Annotated in this window: 15 protein-coding genes; 7 read left to right on the forward strand and 8 right to left on the reverse strand. The window is 74.6% G+C overall.

Annotated features, from left to right (window positions below):
* Positions 1-83 precede the first annotated feature (83 nt).
* Positions 84-1,706, forward strand: a complete 1,623-nt coding sequence (gene groL / locus OG500_RS21695) for a chaperonin GroEL (protein WP_327068341.1) — start codon at positions 84-86, stop codon at positions 1,704-1,706.
* Between the two features lie 100 nt (positions 1,707-1,806).
* Positions 1,807-2,178, forward strand: a complete 372-nt coding sequence (locus tag OG500_RS21700) for a hypothetical protein (protein WP_327068342.1) — start codon at positions 1,807-1,809, stop codon at positions 2,176-2,178.
* A 7-nt stretch (positions 2,179-2,185) separates the two neighbouring features.
* Here OG500_RS21700 and OG500_RS21705 read toward each other — a convergent pair whose 3' ends face one another.
* Positions 2,186-2,845 (reverse strand): HD domain-containing protein, encoded by a 660-nt coding sequence (locus OG500_RS21705; protein WP_327068343.1) that lies wholly within the window; start codon positions 2,843-2,845, stop codon positions 2,186-2,188.
* Between the two features lie 115 nt (positions 2,846-2,960).
* Between OG500_RS21705 and OG500_RS21710 the strand changes: the two genes are divergently transcribed.
* Positions 2,961-3,647: a copper homeostasis protein CutC gene (locus tag OG500_RS21710; protein WP_327068344.1), complete on the forward strand. Its 687-nt coding sequence runs from the start codon at positions 2,961-2,963 to the stop codon at positions 3,645-3,647.
* Between the two features lie 59 nt (positions 3,648-3,706).
* Here the strand turns inward: OG500_RS21710 and OG500_RS21715 are convergent, their stop codons facing one another.
* On the reverse strand, positions 3,707-5,782 hold the full coding sequence (locus tag OG500_RS21715; RefSeq protein ID WP_329582640.1) for a HelD family protein: 2,076 nt from the start codon (positions 5,780-5,782) through the stop codon (positions 3,707-3,709).
* A 303-nt stretch (positions 5,783-6,085) separates the two neighbouring features.
* On the opposite strand from OG500_RS21715, the gene OG500_RS21720 reads away from it, so the two are divergent.
* Positions 6,086-6,298: a hypothetical protein gene (locus OG500_RS21720; protein WP_327068346.1), complete on the forward strand. Its 213-nt coding sequence runs from the start codon at positions 6,086-6,088 to the stop codon at positions 6,296-6,298.
* A gap of 32 nt (positions 6,299-6,330) precedes the next feature.
* On the opposite strand, the gene OG500_RS21725 is transcribed toward OG500_RS21720, so the two are convergent.
* The 3 genes from OG500_RS21725 to OG500_RS21735 all read right to left on the reverse strand — a co-directional run bounded on the left by OG500_RS21725 (position 6,331) and on the right by OG500_RS21735 (position 11,365).
* Positions 6,331-7,965, reverse strand: coding sequence for a DNA repair helicase XPB (locus OG500_RS21725; protein WP_327068347.1), 1,635 nt, complete (start codon positions 7,963-7,965; stop codon positions 6,331-6,333).
* Between the two features lie 124 nt (positions 7,966-8,089).
* Complete coding sequence (pgeF, locus tag OG500_RS21730; protein ID WP_327068348.1) at positions 8,090-8,809, reverse strand: peptidoglycan editing factor PgeF; 720 nt, start codon at positions 8,807-8,809, stop codon at positions 8,090-8,092.
* 18 nt (positions 8,810-8,827) lie between these two features.
* Complete coding sequence (locus OG500_RS21735) at positions 8,828-11,365, reverse strand: helicase-associated domain-containing protein (protein ID WP_327068349.1); 2,538 nt, start codon at positions 11,363-11,365, stop codon at positions 8,828-8,830.
* A gap of 209 nt (positions 11,366-11,574) precedes the next feature.
* Here OG500_RS21735 and OG500_RS21740 point away from each other — a divergent pair, with 209 nt between their 5' ends.
* Positions 11,575-12,648 (forward strand): hypothetical protein, encoded by a 1,074-nt coding sequence (locus tag OG500_RS21740; RefSeq protein WP_329582643.1) that lies wholly within the window; start codon positions 11,575-11,577, stop codon positions 12,646-12,648.
* Positions 12,649-12,669: 21 nt separating this feature from the next.
* Here the strand turns inward: OG500_RS21740 and OG500_RS21745 are convergent, their stop codons facing one another.
* A complete protein-coding gene (locus OG500_RS21745) occupies positions 12,670-13,254 on the reverse strand; it encodes a TetR family transcriptional regulator (protein ID WP_327068351.1) in 585 nt (194 codons plus the stop codon).
* Between the two features lie 113 nt (positions 13,255-13,367).
* Here OG500_RS21745 and OG500_RS21750 point away from each other — a divergent pair, with 113 nt between their 5' ends.
* On the forward strand, positions 13,368-13,604 hold the full coding sequence (locus OG500_RS21750; protein ID WP_327068352.1) for a hypothetical protein: 237 nt from the start codon (positions 13,368-13,370) through the stop codon (positions 13,602-13,604).
* Here OG500_RS21750 and OG500_RS21755 read toward each other — a convergent pair.
* Entirely contained in the window at positions 13,580-14,464 is an 885-nt protein-coding gene (locus tag OG500_RS21755) for a class I SAM-dependent methyltransferase (protein WP_327068353.1), read from the reverse strand. The two genes, OG500_RS21750 and OG500_RS21755, sit on opposite strands and share 25 nt — an antisense overlap.
* 91 nt (positions 14,465-14,555) lie before the next feature.
* Entirely contained in the window at positions 14,556-15,518 is a 963-nt protein-coding gene (locus OG500_RS21760; protein ID WP_329582646.1) for an iron-siderophore ABC transporter substrate-binding protein, read from the reverse strand.
* A gap of 123 nt (positions 15,519-15,641) precedes the next feature.
* On the opposite strand from OG500_RS21760, the gene OG500_RS21765 reads away from it, so the two are divergent.
* Positions 15,642-16,271 (forward strand): HAD family hydrolase, encoded by a 630-nt coding sequence (locus tag OG500_RS21765; RefSeq protein WP_327068355.1) that lies wholly within the window; start codon positions 15,642-15,644, stop codon positions 16,269-16,271.
* Positions 16,272-16,280: the final 9 nt, after the last annotated feature.

The following is a 16,280-nucleotide window of genomic DNA, read 5'->3' on the forward strand; positions in this document are numbered from 1 at the left end:
GACAGGACCCCCGCATACCAGGGCCGTCCGTCGCGGGCACCACTGGTCCGAGCAGTCGACCGTGTCCTGGAGGACCACTTCCGATGGCCAAGATCATCGCGTTTGACGAGGAAGCTCGCCGCGGCCTTGAGCGCGGCATGAACCAGCTTGCCGACGCCGTCAAGGTGACGCTGGGCCCCAAGGGCCGCAACGTCGTCCTTGAGAAGAAGTGGGGCGCCCCCACGATCACCAACGACGGTGTCTCCATCGCCAAGGAGATCGAGCTCGAGGACCCCTACGAGAAGATCGGCGCGGAGCTCGTCAAGGAGGTCGCCAAGAAGACCGACGACGTCGCGGGTGACGGCACCACCACCGCCACCGTGCTCGCCCAGGCGCTCGTCCGCGAGGGTCTGCGCAACGTCGCCGCCGGCGCCAACCCGATGGCCCTCAAGCGCGGTATCGAGAAGGCCGTCGCGGCCGTCTCGGACCAGCTGCTGGCCCAGGCCAAGGATGTGGAGACCAAGGAGCAGATCGCTTCGACCGCCTCCATCTCGGCCGCCGACACCCAGATCGGCGAGCTCATCGCCGAGGCCATGGACAAGGTCGGCAAGGAAGGCGTCATCACCGTCGAGGAGAGCAACACCTTCGGTCTGGAGCTCGAGCTCACCGAGGGCATGCGCTTCGACAAGGGCTACATCTCGGCCTACTTCGCCACCGACCTGGAGCGGATGGAGGCGTCGTTCGACGACCCGTACATCCTGATCGCCAACTCCAAGATCGGCTCGGTCAAGGACCTGCTCCCGCTGCTGGAGAAGGTCATGCAGAGCGGCAAGCCGCTGCTGATCATCGCCGAGGACGTCGAGGGCGAGGCCCTGTCGACCCTGGTGGTCAACAAGATCCGCGGCACCTTCAAGTCCGTCGCCGTCAAGGCCCCGGGCTTCGGCGACCGCCGCAAGGCCATGCTCGGCGACATCGCCATCCTCACCGGTGGCACCGTGATCTCCGAGGAGGTCGGCCTCAAGCTCGAGAACGCCGGTCTCGACCTGCTGGGCAGCGCCCGCAAGGTGGTCATCACCAAGGACGAGACCACCATCGTCGACGGTGGCGGCGACAGCGACCAGGTCGCCGGCCGGGTCAACCAGATCCGCGCCGAGATCGAGAACAGCGACTCGGACTACGACCGCGAGAAGCTCCAGGAGCGCCTCGCCAAGCTGGCCGGCGGCGTGGCCGTCATCAAGGCCGGCGCGGCCACCGAGGTCGAGCTCAAGGAGCGCAAGCACCGCATCGAGGACGCCGTTCGCAACGCGAAGGCGGCCGTCGAGGAGGGCATCGTCGCGGGTGGTGGCGTCGCGCTGCTGCAGGCGTCGGTCGCCTTCGACAAGCTGGAGCTGGAGGGCGACGAGGCCACCGGTGCCAACATCGTCAAGGTCGCGCTGGAGGCCCCGATCAAGCAGATCGCGGTCAACGCCGGCCTCGAGGGCGGCGTCGTGGTGGAGAAGGTGCGCAACCTCCCCGCCGGCCACGGCCTGAACGCCGCGACCAACGAGTACGTCGACCTGATCGCCGAGGGCATCATCGACCCGGCCAAGGTCACCCGCTCCGCGCTGCAGAACGCCGCCTCCATCGCGGCGCTCTTCCTCACCACCGAGGCCGTCATCGCCGACAAGCCGGAGAAGGCCGCTGCCGGCGCTCCGGGCGGCATGCCGGGCGGTGACATGGACTTCTGATCCTCCACCGAGGATCACGGGTTCTGAACAGGGCGGCCTCCTTCGGGAGGCCGCCCTTTCGCATGCCCACCCGCCCCCGGGGGTGCGCGAGAATGGGTGCATGTCCGACATCGAAGCCGCCCTGCACCAGGCCCGCGCGCTGATCCTCACCGACCTGTCCGCCCGCGCCGTCCTGGACCGCGACCCCGCCGCGGACGCCGCCGTGGTGTCCATGGTGGAGGACGCCGTGACGCACCGGCGCTGGTGGCTGGAGCAGTGGCCGGACGGCGTCGAGTTCGTGGCCGGGCTGCTCGCCCAGGACGTCCAGGACGCGCTGCTGGAGGGCTACGGCCGCTGGCCGCTGTGCGAGGACTGCGCGCGCGAGGGCGACCCGCACGCGCTCGGCGTGGAGCCCGAGCTGGGGCCCGACCCGCACTGGGTGTGCGGCAAGGAGGGCGTCGTGGTGGCGGCGGTCGGCTCGCTCCAGCCCTAGGCGACGGCTAGGCGATCAGGGTGTTGATCTCCGCCAGCAGGTTGGCGCGGGCCTGCTGTTCGAACCGGGCGTGCCCGGCGGGGGTGCGGTAGAGCACCGGCAGCGCGATCAACTGGTGCAGGATGAGCGCGCGTTCGCGGCGGAACACCTCCTCGGGGATGAAGGCGTACTCCTCGCGGACCGCGGCGGCGTAGCCGGCGTACGCCTCGGGCGAGCGCCCGAGCACCGCGAGGTCGGCGTCGCAGAGCACCTCGCCGTCCCGGTCACCGGGGCGCGGGAAGTGGCTGACGGTGAGCCGCACCAGCCGGACCACCTCCTCGATCAGCCCGGCCGCCAGCCCCGCCTCGCGCAGCGCGCGGATCGCCAACTGGGCGCTGCGCTCCTCGTTCTCGGACCGGTCCGGCTGGTAGACGGCGTCGTGGAACCAGGCCGCCAGCCGGACGGTGTCCGGCGCGTCGGCGTACTCGGCGAGTGCGTCCACCTCGTCCAGCACGGCCAGCAGGTGGTCCGTGGTGTGGTACCGGCGATGCGGCTCGGCCCAGCGCGCCAGCAGCGCGCGCCCGTACGGCTCGGGGTCGACGGTGGCCGAGCAGCGCTCCAACAGGGCGGTCCAGCGATCGAGCAGGGCGTCGGTGGCGGGGTGCGGGTCGGTAGGCATGACGGTCATTGTGCTCGCCCCCCGCGGCGGGGCGGCACCCCGGTCGGCTGACGGCCCGTCTTTCGTACGCCGGGTCCTGCCGGGGGCTCGCCGGTGGGTCGGGTGATGTGGCAGGGTAGCTGATATGTCTAGACCAATCTTCGAAGTCATCGCGCTGACGGCGCTCGATGCCCAGGCCGCGCAGTCGGGCGGTGCCGACCGGCTCGAACTGGTCACCGACATGGCCGCCGACGGGCTGACCCCCGCGCTCGCCGACTTCGCCGCGATCCGGGCAGCCGTGGACCTGCCGCTGCGGGTGATGCTGCGGATCCGGGACGGCTTCGGCGCCGGTGACCTCGCGGAGCTGGTGGCCCGGGCGGTGGCGCTGCGCGCCGAGGGCGCCGAGGAGTTCGTCCTCGGCTTCCTGGACGCGGACGGGAACGTCGACCTGCCCGCCGTGCGCACCGTGGCCGAGGCGGTGGCGGGCTGCCGCTGGACCTTCCACCGGGCGATCGACCACAGCGCCGACCGGGCCGCGCTGCGCGCCGCGGTCGGCGAGCTGCCGGGCCTGGACACCTTCCTCACCTCGGGGGCCGCCGCGGGGGTCGCGGCGGGCGGCGAGGTGCTGGCCGGTGAGCTGGCCAAGTCGGGGGAGCCCGGCTACCGGCAGCGGATCCTGATCGGCGGCGGTCTGCACGCCGAGCACCTGCCGCGGCTGCGGGCCGAGGGCTTCGACGCCTTCCACGTGGGTGGCGCGGTGCGGACAGCGGGCTGGAACTCGCCGGTCGACGCGGCCAAGGTCGCCCGGTGGCGAGCGCTGATCGACGGCTGAGCGGCTGAGCGGCCTGTCCGGTCGGCGGCGGTCCGCACTGCGGAGCGCCGCCGACGGGCTCAGCCCAACTCGGCCGGCAGCGGCTCGGCGTGCAGCACCGTCAGGCCGGAGACGGCACGGGTCAGCGAGACGTACAGCCGCCGCAGGCCGGTGCGCCGGTCCGGCTCGCCGGCCACCACGGCGGCCGGCTCGTCCAGCACCACGTAGTCGTACTCCAGGCCCTTGGCCAGCGAGGCGGGCACCAGGGTGAGCCGGCTCTCCGCGGTGGTCTCGGTGCCCGGCGTCAGAAAGGCGAGACCGGCCTCGGCCAGCGCGGCCTCGAAGAGCGGCAGGCGCGCGTCGGCGGCGATCAGGCCGGTCGAGCCCTCGTGCGCCAGCGCCTCCCGGCAGGCCGCCACGACCGCCGCGACCAGCTCCTCCCCGGTGGCCCGGCGGATCGTCAGCGAGTCTGCGGCGGTACGGATCGAGGTGGCCGGGGCCAGGCCCGGGGCGATCGCCGGCAGCAGGCGCGAGGCGTAGGCGATCACCTCCTCGGGCACCCGGAAGCCGGTGGTGAGCTCCTCGACGTGCGCGCCCGGCTTGCCCAGGTGGTGCAGCGCCTCGGGCCAACTGCCGGTCGCCCACGGGGTGGTGCCCTGCGCCAGGTCGCCCAGCACGGTGGCCGAGCCGGTGGTGCAGCGCCGGCCCACCGCGCGGTACTGCATCGGTGAGAGGTCCTGCGCCTCGTCGAGGACCACATGGCCGAGCGAGGGGGTGCGGTGCACCAGGTCGACGGTCTCGTCCACCAGCACCGCGTCCGCGGCGGTCCACGGCGCGGTCTTCGGTGAGCGGCCCGGCTTCTCCCAGCGGATCGCGGCCTGCTCCGCGGCGTCCAGGATCCCGTCCGCGCAGCTCGCCAGGAACTCGGCGTCGGTCAGCAGCCGGTGCACCAGCTTGGCCGGGTCCACCGGCGGCCAGCAGGCCTTGACCAGGGCCTTGACCTCGCGCGAGCGGGCCACCGCGTCCTGCACCCGGTCGTCGGGGGCCTCGCCGCCCTGCTCCATCTTCAGCAGCACCGCGTGCGAGACGCGCTGCGGCAGCGCCTCCATGGCGGCCCCGTAGCGGATGTCCCGGCTCGCCAGCTCCTTGATGATCTCGACGAGTTCGTACGCCGGGACCCGCCAGCGGCGGGAGCCGCGCACCACCACGCAGGGCTCGGTGGGCAGCGTGATGCCCGAACGCACGGCCCGGCGCAGCACCTGCGCCATCCGCGCGTCGCCCTTGATCCGGGCCGCCTCGGCCGAGTCGGTGCCGCGCACCTCGACGTGCCGCACCAGCTCCTGGACGGTGGCCTGCGCGACGTCCAGCTCGCCCAGCGCGGGCAGCACCTGCTCGATGTAGGAGAGGAAGGAGGCGTTCGGCCCGATCACCAGGGTGCCGGACTTGGCGAGCCGCTCGCGGTGCGCGTACAGCAGGTACGCCACCCGGTGCAGGCCCACCGCCGTCTTCCCGGTGCCGGGCGCGCCCTGCACGCAGACCGTGCCGGTCACCTCGGCGCGCACGATCTCGTCCTGCTCGGGCTGGATGGTGGCCACGATGTCGCGCATCGGGCCGACGCGGGGCTTCTCGATCTCGGCGGCCAGCAGCGCGGAGGCGCTCTCCAGCTCGGCCGGGTCGCTCAGGTTCTCGTCCTCGTAGGCGGTCAGCTCGCCGCCGGTGTAGCCGAACCGGCGCCGCTTGCCGATGTCCATCGGGTCCTTGCGGCTGGCCCGGTAGAAGGTCTGGGAGACCGGCGCGCGCCAGTCGATCACCATCGGGTCGCCCTCGGCGTCGTGCACGTGGCGCCGGCCGATGTAGAAGCGCTCTCCGCCTGCCCCCTCGCTCGCGTCGCCGGAGATCGCGTGCAGGAAGTCCAGCCGGCCGAAGAAGAGCGGGGTGTGGGCCAGGTCGGCCAGGGCGGCGATCCGCCGCTCGACCTGCTTGCGCAGCACCTCGGCGGTCACCCAGGTGCCGGCCACGTCGGAGATGTCCAGCGCCTGGGCGTCCTCGCGCATCGCGCGCAGGGCGGCCCGGGACGAGGCGAGGTGGTCGCGCTCCCGCTGCAGCGGGTCGGACGGCAGGTCGGTCAGGGCGTCGGGTGTGGCGGGGGATGGCACAGCGAACCTTCCCGGCCGCGCCGTTGCGGTCGCGGCGGTCTCGTCGTAGCTCACAGTGAAGGAACCTGACCGGTTGCCGAGCGGTCAGGGCCTCCCACGGCTGCCACGGACGGCACCACGCTTCGGGAGGGGGCAGACCGGACAGCATAGAGCGCCGTTCGCCCCCGCGCTAACGGATATTCGCCGCACAAGCACCTGAGGGTCGGGTACGGGGTCGGGTACGCCGCGGGGACGAGTTCTGCCTCTTCGGGTACGGACTTTGGGCCGATGTGCTGACGGCGCGCGAAAACTACCGTGGAACACATGAGCACCGTCAACGTCACGGCGCCCCCGGCAGCGGCCAAGACCCCCCGGGCGCGCACCACCACCGAGTCCCTGGCCGGCGCCACCGCGGCCTCCGCGGCCGACGGCCCCCGCCGGCGACCGCCCCTGAAGCAGGCCGTGCGCAACGTCGGCATCGTGCTCGACACCGCCGCGCGCGTGGTCCTCCTCGGGCGCGACGGCGTCAAGCTGTAGTCGTCCGGTAGCCGTCGGACGACTGCCGTCCGCTACACGTCGTCGGCGTCGATGATCCGGTAGGCGTACCCCTGCTCGGCCAGGAACCGCTGGCGGTGCGCCGCGAAGTCCTGGTCGACGGTGTCCCGGGCGACCACCGAGTAGAAGTGTGCGGAGTGCCCGTCCGCCTTGGGCCGCAGCACCCGGCCCAGCCGCTGGGCCTCCTCCTGGCGGGAGCCGAAGGTCCCGGAGACCTGGATGGCCACCGTCGCCTCCGGCAGGTCGATCGAGAAGTTGGCCACCTTGGAGACCACCAGCACGCTGATCTCCTTGCTCCGGAACGCCTCGAAGAGCTTCTCGCGCTGGGCGTTGCTGGTCTCGCCCTTGATCACCGGCGCGCCCAGCACCTCGCCCAGCTCGTCGAGCTGGTCGATGTACTGCCCGATGATCAGCGTCTGGTCCTTCTCGTGCTTCTTGACCAGCGCCTCCACCACCCGGCGCTTGGTCGCCGTGGTGGAGCAGTACCGGTAGCGCTCCTCCGGCTCGGCGGTCGCGTAGGCCAGCCGCTCGGAGTCGGTCAGGGTCACCCGCACCTCGCAGCAGTCGGCCGGCGCGATGTAGCCCTGCGCCTCGATCTCCTTCCACGGGGCGTCGAAGCGCTTGGGACCGATCAGGCTGAACACGTCGCCCTCGCGGCCGTCCTCGCGCACCAGCGTCGCGGTCAGGCCGAGCCGGCGGCGGGCCTGCAGGTCGGCGGTGAACTTGAAGACCGGCGCGGGCAGCAGGTGAACCTCGTCGTAGACCACCAGGCCCCAGTTGCGGGCGTCGAACAGCTCCAGGTGGGCGTAGGTGCCCTTCCGCTTGGTCGTCATCACCTGGTAGGTGGCGATGGTGACCGGGCGGATCTCCTTGCGGGTGCCGCTGTACTCGCCGATCTCGTCCTCGGTCAGCGAGGTGCGCTTGACCAGCTCGTGCTTCCACTGGCGGGCCGAGACGGTGTTGGTGACCAGGATCAGCGTGGTCGATTTGGCCTCGGCCATCGCCGCCGCGCCGACCAGCGTCTTGCCCGCACCACAGGGCAGCACGACCACGCCGCTGCCGCCGTGCCAGAAGCCCTCCACCGCCTGCTGCTGGTAGGGGCGCAGCTGCCAGCCGTTCTGGTCCAGCTCGATCGGGTGCGCCTCGCCGTCCACGTAGCCCGCGTGGTCCTCGGCCGGCCAGCCCAGCTTGAGCAGCACCTGCTTGATCTGCCCGCGCTCGGAGGGGTGCACCGCGACGGTGTCGGGCTCGACCCGGGCGCCGACCAGCGGGGCGATCTTCTTGGACTTCAGCACCTCCTCCAGCACCGGGCGGTCGGTGGTGGTCAGCACCAGCCCGTGCACCGGGTGCTTGAGCAGCTGGAGCCGCCCGTAGCGGGCCATCGTGTCGGCGACGTCGACCAGCAGCGCGTGCGGCACCGGGTAGCGCGAGTACGTCACCAGGGCGTCCACCACCTGCTCGGCGTCGTGCCCGGCGGCCCGCGCGTTCCACAGCCCCAGCGGCGTCACCCGGTAGGTGTGCACGTGCTCGGGCGCCCGCTCCAGTTCGGCGAACGGCGCGATCGCGCGACGGCAGTCGGCCGCCTGGGGGTGGTCGATCTCCAGCAGGAGAGTTTTGTCGCTCTGGACGATCAGTGGCCCGTTGTTCACGGTGAGGAGTCCTCCATCGGGTCAGGCGCAGACCCTCCAGTGTCCCGCATCGGTGGGGCCTTCGGGGCCGGAGCCCGGCAGCCGGGGGCGGGCGGGCCCACCGCGCGCCGGGCGGGGCCGTCTCTCAGGCCTGCGGCTGGAGCCAGATGTAGGCGGCGAAGCGGCCGGTCGCCTGTTCGCGGCGGTGGGAGAAGAGGGCCTGGTCCTCGATGGTGCAGCGGGCGTCGTGGCGGATGTCTGTGAGGCCGGCGCGGGTCAGTTGGGCGGTGATGCCGGCCCGCAGGTCGAGGGCGGGGGTGCCCTGGCGGGTGGTGGACCAGACCTCGGGCAGGACGGCGGCGGACTCCTCGCGCATCGCGGCCGGGACCTCGTAGCAGTGGCCGCAGGCGGCGGGGCCGATCAGCGCGGTCATCCGGCCGGGCTCGGCGCCGGCCTCGGCCATCGCCGCCACCAGGTTCGGGGCGACACCGGTCAGCGTGCCGACCCGCCCCGAGTGGGCGGCGCCGACGACCCGGGCCACCGGGTCGGCGAGCAGCACGGCCGCGCAGTCCGCGCCCAGGGAGGCCAGGGCCAGGCCGGGCTCGGTGGTCCACACGCCGTCCAGCGCGGGCGCCTCGCTGCCCCAAGGGGCCTTCACCTGCTGCACGGTGGCGCTGTGCACCTGGCGCATCCAGACCACCCTGTCCGGCGCCAGGCCGAACTGGCGGGCGGTCAGCTCCCGGTTGCGCAGCACGTTCTGGTAGTCGTCGGCGGTGGCCCCGCCCAGGTTGCGGCCGTAGGGGGCGGGGCTGACGCCGCCGTGGCGGTCGGAGACGGCGCAGCGGATGCCGGGGGCGAGTTCCATACCGGCGACCCTACCCAGCTAGCCCTCGTCCAGTTCGGCCACGCCGGTGATCCGGTGCAGCGCGAAGGTGTTCAGCTTCTCCGCGTGGTGGTCGAAGGCGGTGACGTAGCCGCCCTCCACCTTGACCGGGTCGATCACCCGCTGCGAGGCCAGGCCCTCGGCGTTGATGTAGCCGATCCACATCCGCTCGCCGAGCAGCACCGCGGTCTGCAGCGCGGCCAGGGTGTCGGCGGCCGCCGTGCGCGGCAGGTGACGGGTGTCGGTGCGGGCCGGGCCCGTTTCGGGGCGGGTGGCGGCGGGGCCGGTGACGGTCTCGCGGCGGTGCGCCGTGGCGGCCCGGTCGCCGGCCCGGATCGCCTTGACGGCCGCGCCGAGCAGCACGTCGTCCGGGGCGGTGGGGCCGTCGGCGATCGGGGCGGGGGCGCTGCGCGGCGGGGTGCGGTGGCTGTCGGGGCGGGTGATCACCAGGTCGCCCTCGGCGGACTCGGCGGCCGGCGCGTAGCCCATCGCGCGCAGCACCGTCAGCACCGTCTCCGGGCCGCTCTGGGCGGCCAGCACGGTGGGCGCGAGCAGCCGCAGCCGCAGCTCGGCGGCGCGGCGGTCGGCGAGCACCTCGGCGAGCAGCGCGGGGTCGTCGCAGCGCAGGTAGGCGCCGGCCGCGCCGACCCGCAGCACGCCGTGCCGGCGCGCGACGTCGTCGATCAGGTAGCTGAGCGGCTGCGGGACGGGCGTGCGGGAGTGCTGCTCCAGGAAGGCGTGCAGATCGGTGGCGCTGCGCCCGGCGTCCAGCGCCCGGCGGACCGATTCGGCGGTGAACCGGTAGACGGTGGCACCGCCCTTGGACTCGATCTCGGCGCAGAGCGCCAGCGCCTGGGCGAGCGGGGTGAGCAGCGGCCCGGGGGCGATCGCGGTCAGGTCGGGCTGCAGGATCACGTGGTCCAGCGGCTGCGGCAGCAGCGGGGCGAGCACCGGCGCGGGGTCCTGCCCGGCCAGCAGGGCGCGGCCCGCCGACCCGAGCGCGCCGCGCCCGGTGACGCCGAGCAGCTCGGCCTCGGCCAGGCTCCACGAGGTCAGCTGGTCGCGCAGCTCGCGTCCGTCGGGGCCGGTGGGGCCGCCGCGCAGCGGGCGGTGCCAGCGCTGGACGGGCAGCAGCGCCTCGGCGTCGGCCACCGTGCCGGGCGGCAGCTCGGCGAGCAGGCCGAGCACCGCGCGCCGGGTGACCGGCGCCAGCACCCGGTCCAGCTCGGGGCCGAGTGCGGCGCGCGCCTTGCCCTTGCCGTCGGGTGCGCCGACCAGCCCGGCCACCCGGGTGCCGGCCAGCCAGCCGCGGGCCAGCAGCACCCAGCGCTCGGCGGTCGGCTGCTGCAGCCACAGGTCGTAGGCGGGGGTGGGGGCCCAGACCTCGCCGGTCCGCCCAGCCAGTTCGCCCACCTCGCCGTCGGGGGCCAGCAGGCCCGCACCGTAGGCGAGTTCGAGCCAGAAGGCGGCGCCCGCCTCGTCGGTCTCCAGGGCGAGGGCGGCCCGCTTGAGGTCGCGCACGCCCAGGCCGCCGGCCCGCAGGGCGGCGGGCGGCTGCAGGCCCCACAGGTCGAGCAGCTCCTCGACGGTGCGGACCGCGGTGTGGGCCTGGCCGGCCGCCGCGCTGTCCACAGCCTGTGGATCGCGCTCGGCGACGGGGACCACCACCGGTGCGAGCGGCGTGACGGTGCGGTGGCTGCGTCCGCCGCGCAGGTGCAGCGCGACCTCGCGGGGGAGCACCACGGTGCCGGGGCCGGAGGGCAGCAGCAGGCCGCGGGCCAGCAGCCACTCGACGGGGCTGCGCGCCTGATCGGCGGTGACCGGGCGGGCCGCGTCGGGCACGGTGCCGGTGGGCGGGCCCCAGACCAGCCGGTCCAGCACCCCGAGCGCGGCCGGCGGCGCCTCGGCGAGCAGCGCGGCGCACCGCTTGCGGTCGGCGAACAGCGCGCCGAGGGCCGCCACCGCGGTCACCGGGTCGGGCGTGGCGGGCAGGCCGGCGCCGGCGAGCAGCTGTTGCAGTCGGGCCGGGGACATCCCCAGGGTGGCCTCGCCCAGGGTCGGCCCGAGGCCGGTGCCGCCGGGCCCGGCGGCGCTGGGGGCCAGTGCCTCGCGGACCGCGATCACCAGGTGCGGCGCCGTGTCGGGACCCCAGAGCAGCCCGCGTTCGCGCAGCGCGGCCAGTGCCCGGGGCAGCGCGGCGATCACCGCGGCCCGGTCCACCGGTTCGGCGCCGGGGTGCGCCTTGACCCGGGCGGGGCCGGCCAGCAGGTCGCGCAGCACGGTGGCGGCGCCGCCGTCCGGCATCGCGGCCAGCGCCTCGGCCACCTGCAGCGTGAAGCGGTCCAGCCGCTCCAGCGCGCGCAGCGCGGAGGCCCGGCTGGAGAGCCTGGCGGTCAGCTGGGTGAGGTCGGTCGGCACGGGGTTGAGCAGATCGGGGCGCAGGCGCAGCAGGGTGGCGAGTGCCTGGTCGCTGCTGGCGCGGAGTTCGTCGGCGAGGGTGCGGGCCCCGCCGGAGGCTCCGTTCGGCTCGGTGGTCATCCGACCCAGCGTAGTCGCAGCGGTTGGCGTGCGGGGGCCGCGCCGGTGCGGGATCCCCGGGCGGGCGGTGCCGCCCGCCGGGCGGTCCCGGCACCGGGGGTGGCGCGGCGACGCGCGGGGCATAGGGCGGGTAGCTCTCGCATGGCCGGGCGGCAGTCGGTAGCGTCAGCGGACGGCGGGGCCTGGCGTACGGAACAGGGTGGCGGACGATGGCGGGTGGGCAGTCGGGCGGGCGGCCTGGCGAGCGGGGCGGTGCGCGGCCTGCGGACGGCGAGGTCGGCGAGCGGCTGACCGGCGGTCTGTCGGGCGGCGAGTGGTGGCGGGTGGACGGACCCTGGCGGGTGCTGGGCGCCGTGCCGGGCGCCGGCGCGGCCGCGGAGCCCGGGTCGACGGCGGGCCGGGGTGCGGGTCAGCAGGCGGCGGAGGCGGGCGTCGAGGACGGGGTCTACCTGAGTGGGTCCGCCGTGCCGCCGCGCCCGACCGCGCCGCCCACTGCGGCCGTCCCCACGGCTTCCCCGTCCGCCGGGCCCGGGATCCCGGCGCGCCGGGCGCCGCACTCGATCTTCCGCAAGCGCACCCCGGCCGCCGCGGCCCGCCGTGAACCAGCCGCCGAGATCCCGCGGCAGGCGTCCGTCGCGCCCGAGGAGGGAGCCCCCGCCGCCTGGCTGATCGCGCCGGCCAGTCCCGGCGCGGGCCGCCCGCCGGCTGCTGCCGACTTCCCCGGCTGGGACGCCGTCACGATCGAGTTCCCGCCGGACGACACGGAGAGCGCCGAGCCGCCGGCCGAGGAGGCGCCCGTCCCCGAGCAGCCGCCCGGCAAGGGGGGCAAGGCGGGCCGGCGCGGCAGACCGGGCAAGGGTGCCGCGGTGGAACCGGAGCCGGAGCAGGGGATCGAGGCGGCGGGCGAGCTGCCCGCGGCCTCGGTCCTGGCCGGCCGGCGCCCCTCGCCGCTGCTGCTGCTCGCCGCCGCGGTGCTGGTGGGCGGCGCGGTGAGCGGGGTGATCCTGGTGCTGCTGGCCGGCTGGGGCCTGGCCTACCTCTCGGCCCGGCTCGGCAACCTGACCAAGAAGTTCGCGGTCTTCGGCATCCCGATGATCACCATGACCGCCTCCAGCATCTGGTTCTGGGGGCGCTCCGAGGGCCGCTGGGGCGATGCGCTGGCCAAGGGTGCTCCGGTGACCCACGCCACCCTCACCGCCGCCCCCGGGGTGCTGCGGCTGGCGGGGGTGCTGTCGGCCGTCTTCCTGCTGGCGGTGGCGCTGCGCCGGCGCCCGCTGGGCTGACGCGGGGGAGCCGGCCCCGGGTCACTCCCCGAGCTTGCGGGCCAGCTTGACCAGGGCCGCGCGCCGGCTGGCCAGGTCGTCGTCCGTCAGCCCCGCCATCACCATGGCGATCACCTTGGGCGCGGTGAACCACCAGGCGGAGAGCGCGAAGACGGCGTACAGCAGGTGCTGGGCGGGCAGCTCGCGGCTGATCGTCCCGGCCTGCTGCGCCTCCGTGATCGCCGTGACTCGCTGGGCGTAGTAGGCGGCCCGCTCGTTGTCCCGGGCGGTGGGCTGCGGCTCGATCAGCAGCCCCTCCCAGCGCAGCAGGCGCAGGAAGGTGGGGTTGGCCGCGTGCCAGTCGAAGAGCAGCCCGGCGAACTCGCCGAGGTCCTCGCAGTGTTCGGGCAGCGGTGAGGCGGCGGCCATCACCTTGGCCAGCTCCTGGTCGATGACGTGCCCGAAGAGCTGCTCCTTGTTGCCGAAGTACTGGTAGATCCGCTCCTTGTTGACGCCGGCCAGCTTGGCGATCCGGTCCACCCGAGCACCTTCGGGGCCGTGCTCGGCGAACTCCCGCACGGCGGCGTCCAGCAGCAGCTGCTTGGTTCTCTCGGTGTCCCATGCCATGGCGGCAGTCTAGGGCGAGATGTCCAACTAAATGGTTGGACATAGCCCGGGGCGCGTGCCAGACTCATTCCAACCAGTCAGTTGGAGTTACTGCGTTCCCTGGGGGCCTCGCCATGTCCGCTCCGTCCGTGCACCACCGCGCCGTGATCACCTGGGTGGCCGTCTACCCGACCATCACCCTGGTGCTGGGGCTGCTCGGCCCGCACACCGCCCACCTGCCGCTCGTCGTCCGAACCCTGATCCTCAGTGGGATCGTGGTGCCGGTGGTGGTGTACGGGCTGATACCGGTGCTGCACCGGCTGCACGCCGCGACGATCGGCCGCCGCTACGCCCGCAGGGCCGTCGTGTAGCGGATCGCGGTGCGCCGCACCAGGCTGCCGTCCGCCGCCATGAGCGGAGTGAGCTCGGCCAGTGCCGCCGCTCGCGCCTCGTCCAGGCGCTCGGCCGGGATCGCCTCCAGCACGGCGCGCCACCCGCCCGCCCGCTGCGAGCGCCACCAGGCCTCGGCGTCCGGGTAGTGGGTGGCCGCAGGGTGTTCGACCGTGTGGACGTCGCCGAAACCGGCCCGGTGCAGCAGCTCGGCCGCCTCCTCGGGGCTGCGGCCCAGCGGATTGAACCTGGCCGCCCTGCTCTGCCGCACCCGGGCCGCCTCGGGCGGCAGGAAGGCGTTGAGCGCCGCGCCGGGCCGCTCCCAGCCGGGCTCGTCCGCGCCGAAGGCGGTGAAGGCGAACCGCCCGCCGGGCACCAGCACCCGGTGCACCGAGTCCAGCGCCGCCGCCGGATCGGGCGTGAAGATCACTGCGAACGAGGAGAGCGCGGCCTCGAAGGAACTGTCCGGGAAGCCCAGCGCCTCCGCGTCGTCGACCCGGACGCAGACGTTGCGCAGGCCGCGCCCGGCGGCCTGCGCGGCCGTGGCGCGGACCATGCCCGGAGCCAGGTCCACGCCGACCACGTAGCCCTCCCGCCCGACTTCGGCGAGCGCGGCGAAGAGCACCGCGCCCCGGCCGCAGCCGACGTCCAGCACCCGGTCGCCGGGCCGCAGGCCGGCCAGCCGGGCGAGGCGGGCGCCGATCGGATTGAAGAAGCCGCCGTTGGCCTCGTCGTACTCGTCGGCCGCGAGCGAGAACGCGTGGGCCAGCGCGGACTTGCGGCGATGGGACGCCTCGTCCTGCCCGGCGGGTGACTCACCTCGGAGCTGAGTGTTCGTCATACCGCCATGGTGGTCCCGCTGTGGCGCGGGTCACAAGAGGTCGGGCGGCGCCGGCGGGAGCACGCGGGTACGCGCCCGGGACGAGGCTGGCCTAGTAGGTGAGCAGTGTCTGCAGCTCGGCGAGGATCAGGCTGGCTCCGGTGTAGCCGATCCCCTCGAACCAGAGCTGGTCGTCCACCGGGAAGGCGCGGTGGCCGCGGACCGCGCCCAGGGCGTGCCAGGCCGGGCCGGTCAGGACGGCCGCGGCTGCGGCGGCCGGGCCGCCGTGGACGGCGTAGAGCAGGACGTCGCCGTCGGCCCCGGCGAGCTGGTCGGGGGTGATCTCGACGTCGAACTGGTCGACGTTCTGCGCATCGGGGCGGCCGAGCTGGAGGTCGGCCAGGATCGTGCCGAGGAAGCTCTGCCGGCCGTAGAGCCGGATCCGCCCGCCCGGGACGAACCGGACCAGGCTGACCCTGCGCCCGCCGGTGGCACCCGGGCCGCCGAGCGCGCGGCTCGTCGCGGCGATCTGGCCGCGGTAGGCGGCGGCCACCGCGTCGGCCTCCACCGGCCGGCCGAGCGCTCTCGAGTGGAGCTGGACGTTGTCCTTCCACGGGTATCCGGTGGTCCGGCTGAGCACGGTGGGCGCGATCGCGCGCAGCGCCTCGAAGTGCGCGCCGTCGCGCAGCGCGTTGCCCAGGATCAGTTCGGGGCGCAGCGCGCCGATCCGGTCCAGGTCCGGCGTCCCGATGGTGCCGGCGTCGGCCACCTCGGCGAGCCGGGTGGTCGGCCAGTAGCCCGGCAGGCCGGTGTCGTAGGCCGCCCGGCAGGCGCCGACGGGGGTGATGCCCAGGGTCATCGCCGAGTCCAGCTCGGCGGTGTCCAGGGCCACCACCCGCAGCGGCCGGCCCGGGACCGCCACCGCCCCGGTCGCCGCCGTGACGGTGGCGGTGGCCGCGGCGGTGGCGGTGTTCACCGGTTGCGGAGGCCGCACGGCCGGGGCTCGGCGGCAGCTGCCGAGCGCGGTCGCCAGGGCCGCGCCCAGCACGGCTCGGCGCGGTGGGTGACGGTGCATCGGGCTCCTCGGCGGCCGGGTGGGGGCGGGGAACGGCGTCAGGATCGGGCGCTGCAGGCCCCCGGGAAGGATGTCCTATTTGCCGGAAATATAACGGGATGCTGAGCGCCTTAAGGTGAAGGCATGTCTGCGATCTCAGCGCCTGCCCCGCTCACCGTCGGTTTCGACCTCGACATGACCCTGCTCGACACCCGTCCGGGGATCAGGGCCACCTACCTGGCGCTGTCCGCCGAGACCGGCACCTACATCGACGCCGACCTGGCCGTCACCCGGCTCGGCCCGCCGCTCACCGTCGAGCTGGCCAACTGGTTCGACGAGGCGCGGCTGCCGGCCGCGCTGGAGCGCTACCGCGCCCTCTACCCCGAGCACGCCCTGGCGCCGACGGTGCCGCTGCCCGGCGCGCGGGAGTCGGTGGCGGCGGTCAGGGCGGCCGGCGGCCGGGTGGTGGTGATCACGGGCAAGTACGAGCCCAATGCGCGCCTGCACCTGGAGCACGCGGACCTGGAGCACGACGCGCTGGTCGGCGACCTGTGGGCGGAGACCAAGGGCGCGGCGCTGCGCGAGCACGGCGCCGGGATCTACGTCGGCGACCACCTCGGCGACATCATCGGCGCCCGGGTCGCCGGGGCGCTGGCGGTCGCGGTGGCCACCGGGCCCTACGACGCCGGGCAGCTCGCCGAGGCCGGGGCGGACGTGGTGCTGGCGGACCTGCGGGAGTTCCCCGCCTGGCTGGCCGACCACCGCCGCGGCTGACGCCGCGCG

The sequence above is a fragment of the Kitasatospora sp. NBC_01250 genome, assembly GCF_036226465.1.
Taxonomy (GTDB): Bacteria; Actinomycetota; Actinomycetes; order Streptomycetales; family Streptomycetaceae; genus Kitasatospora.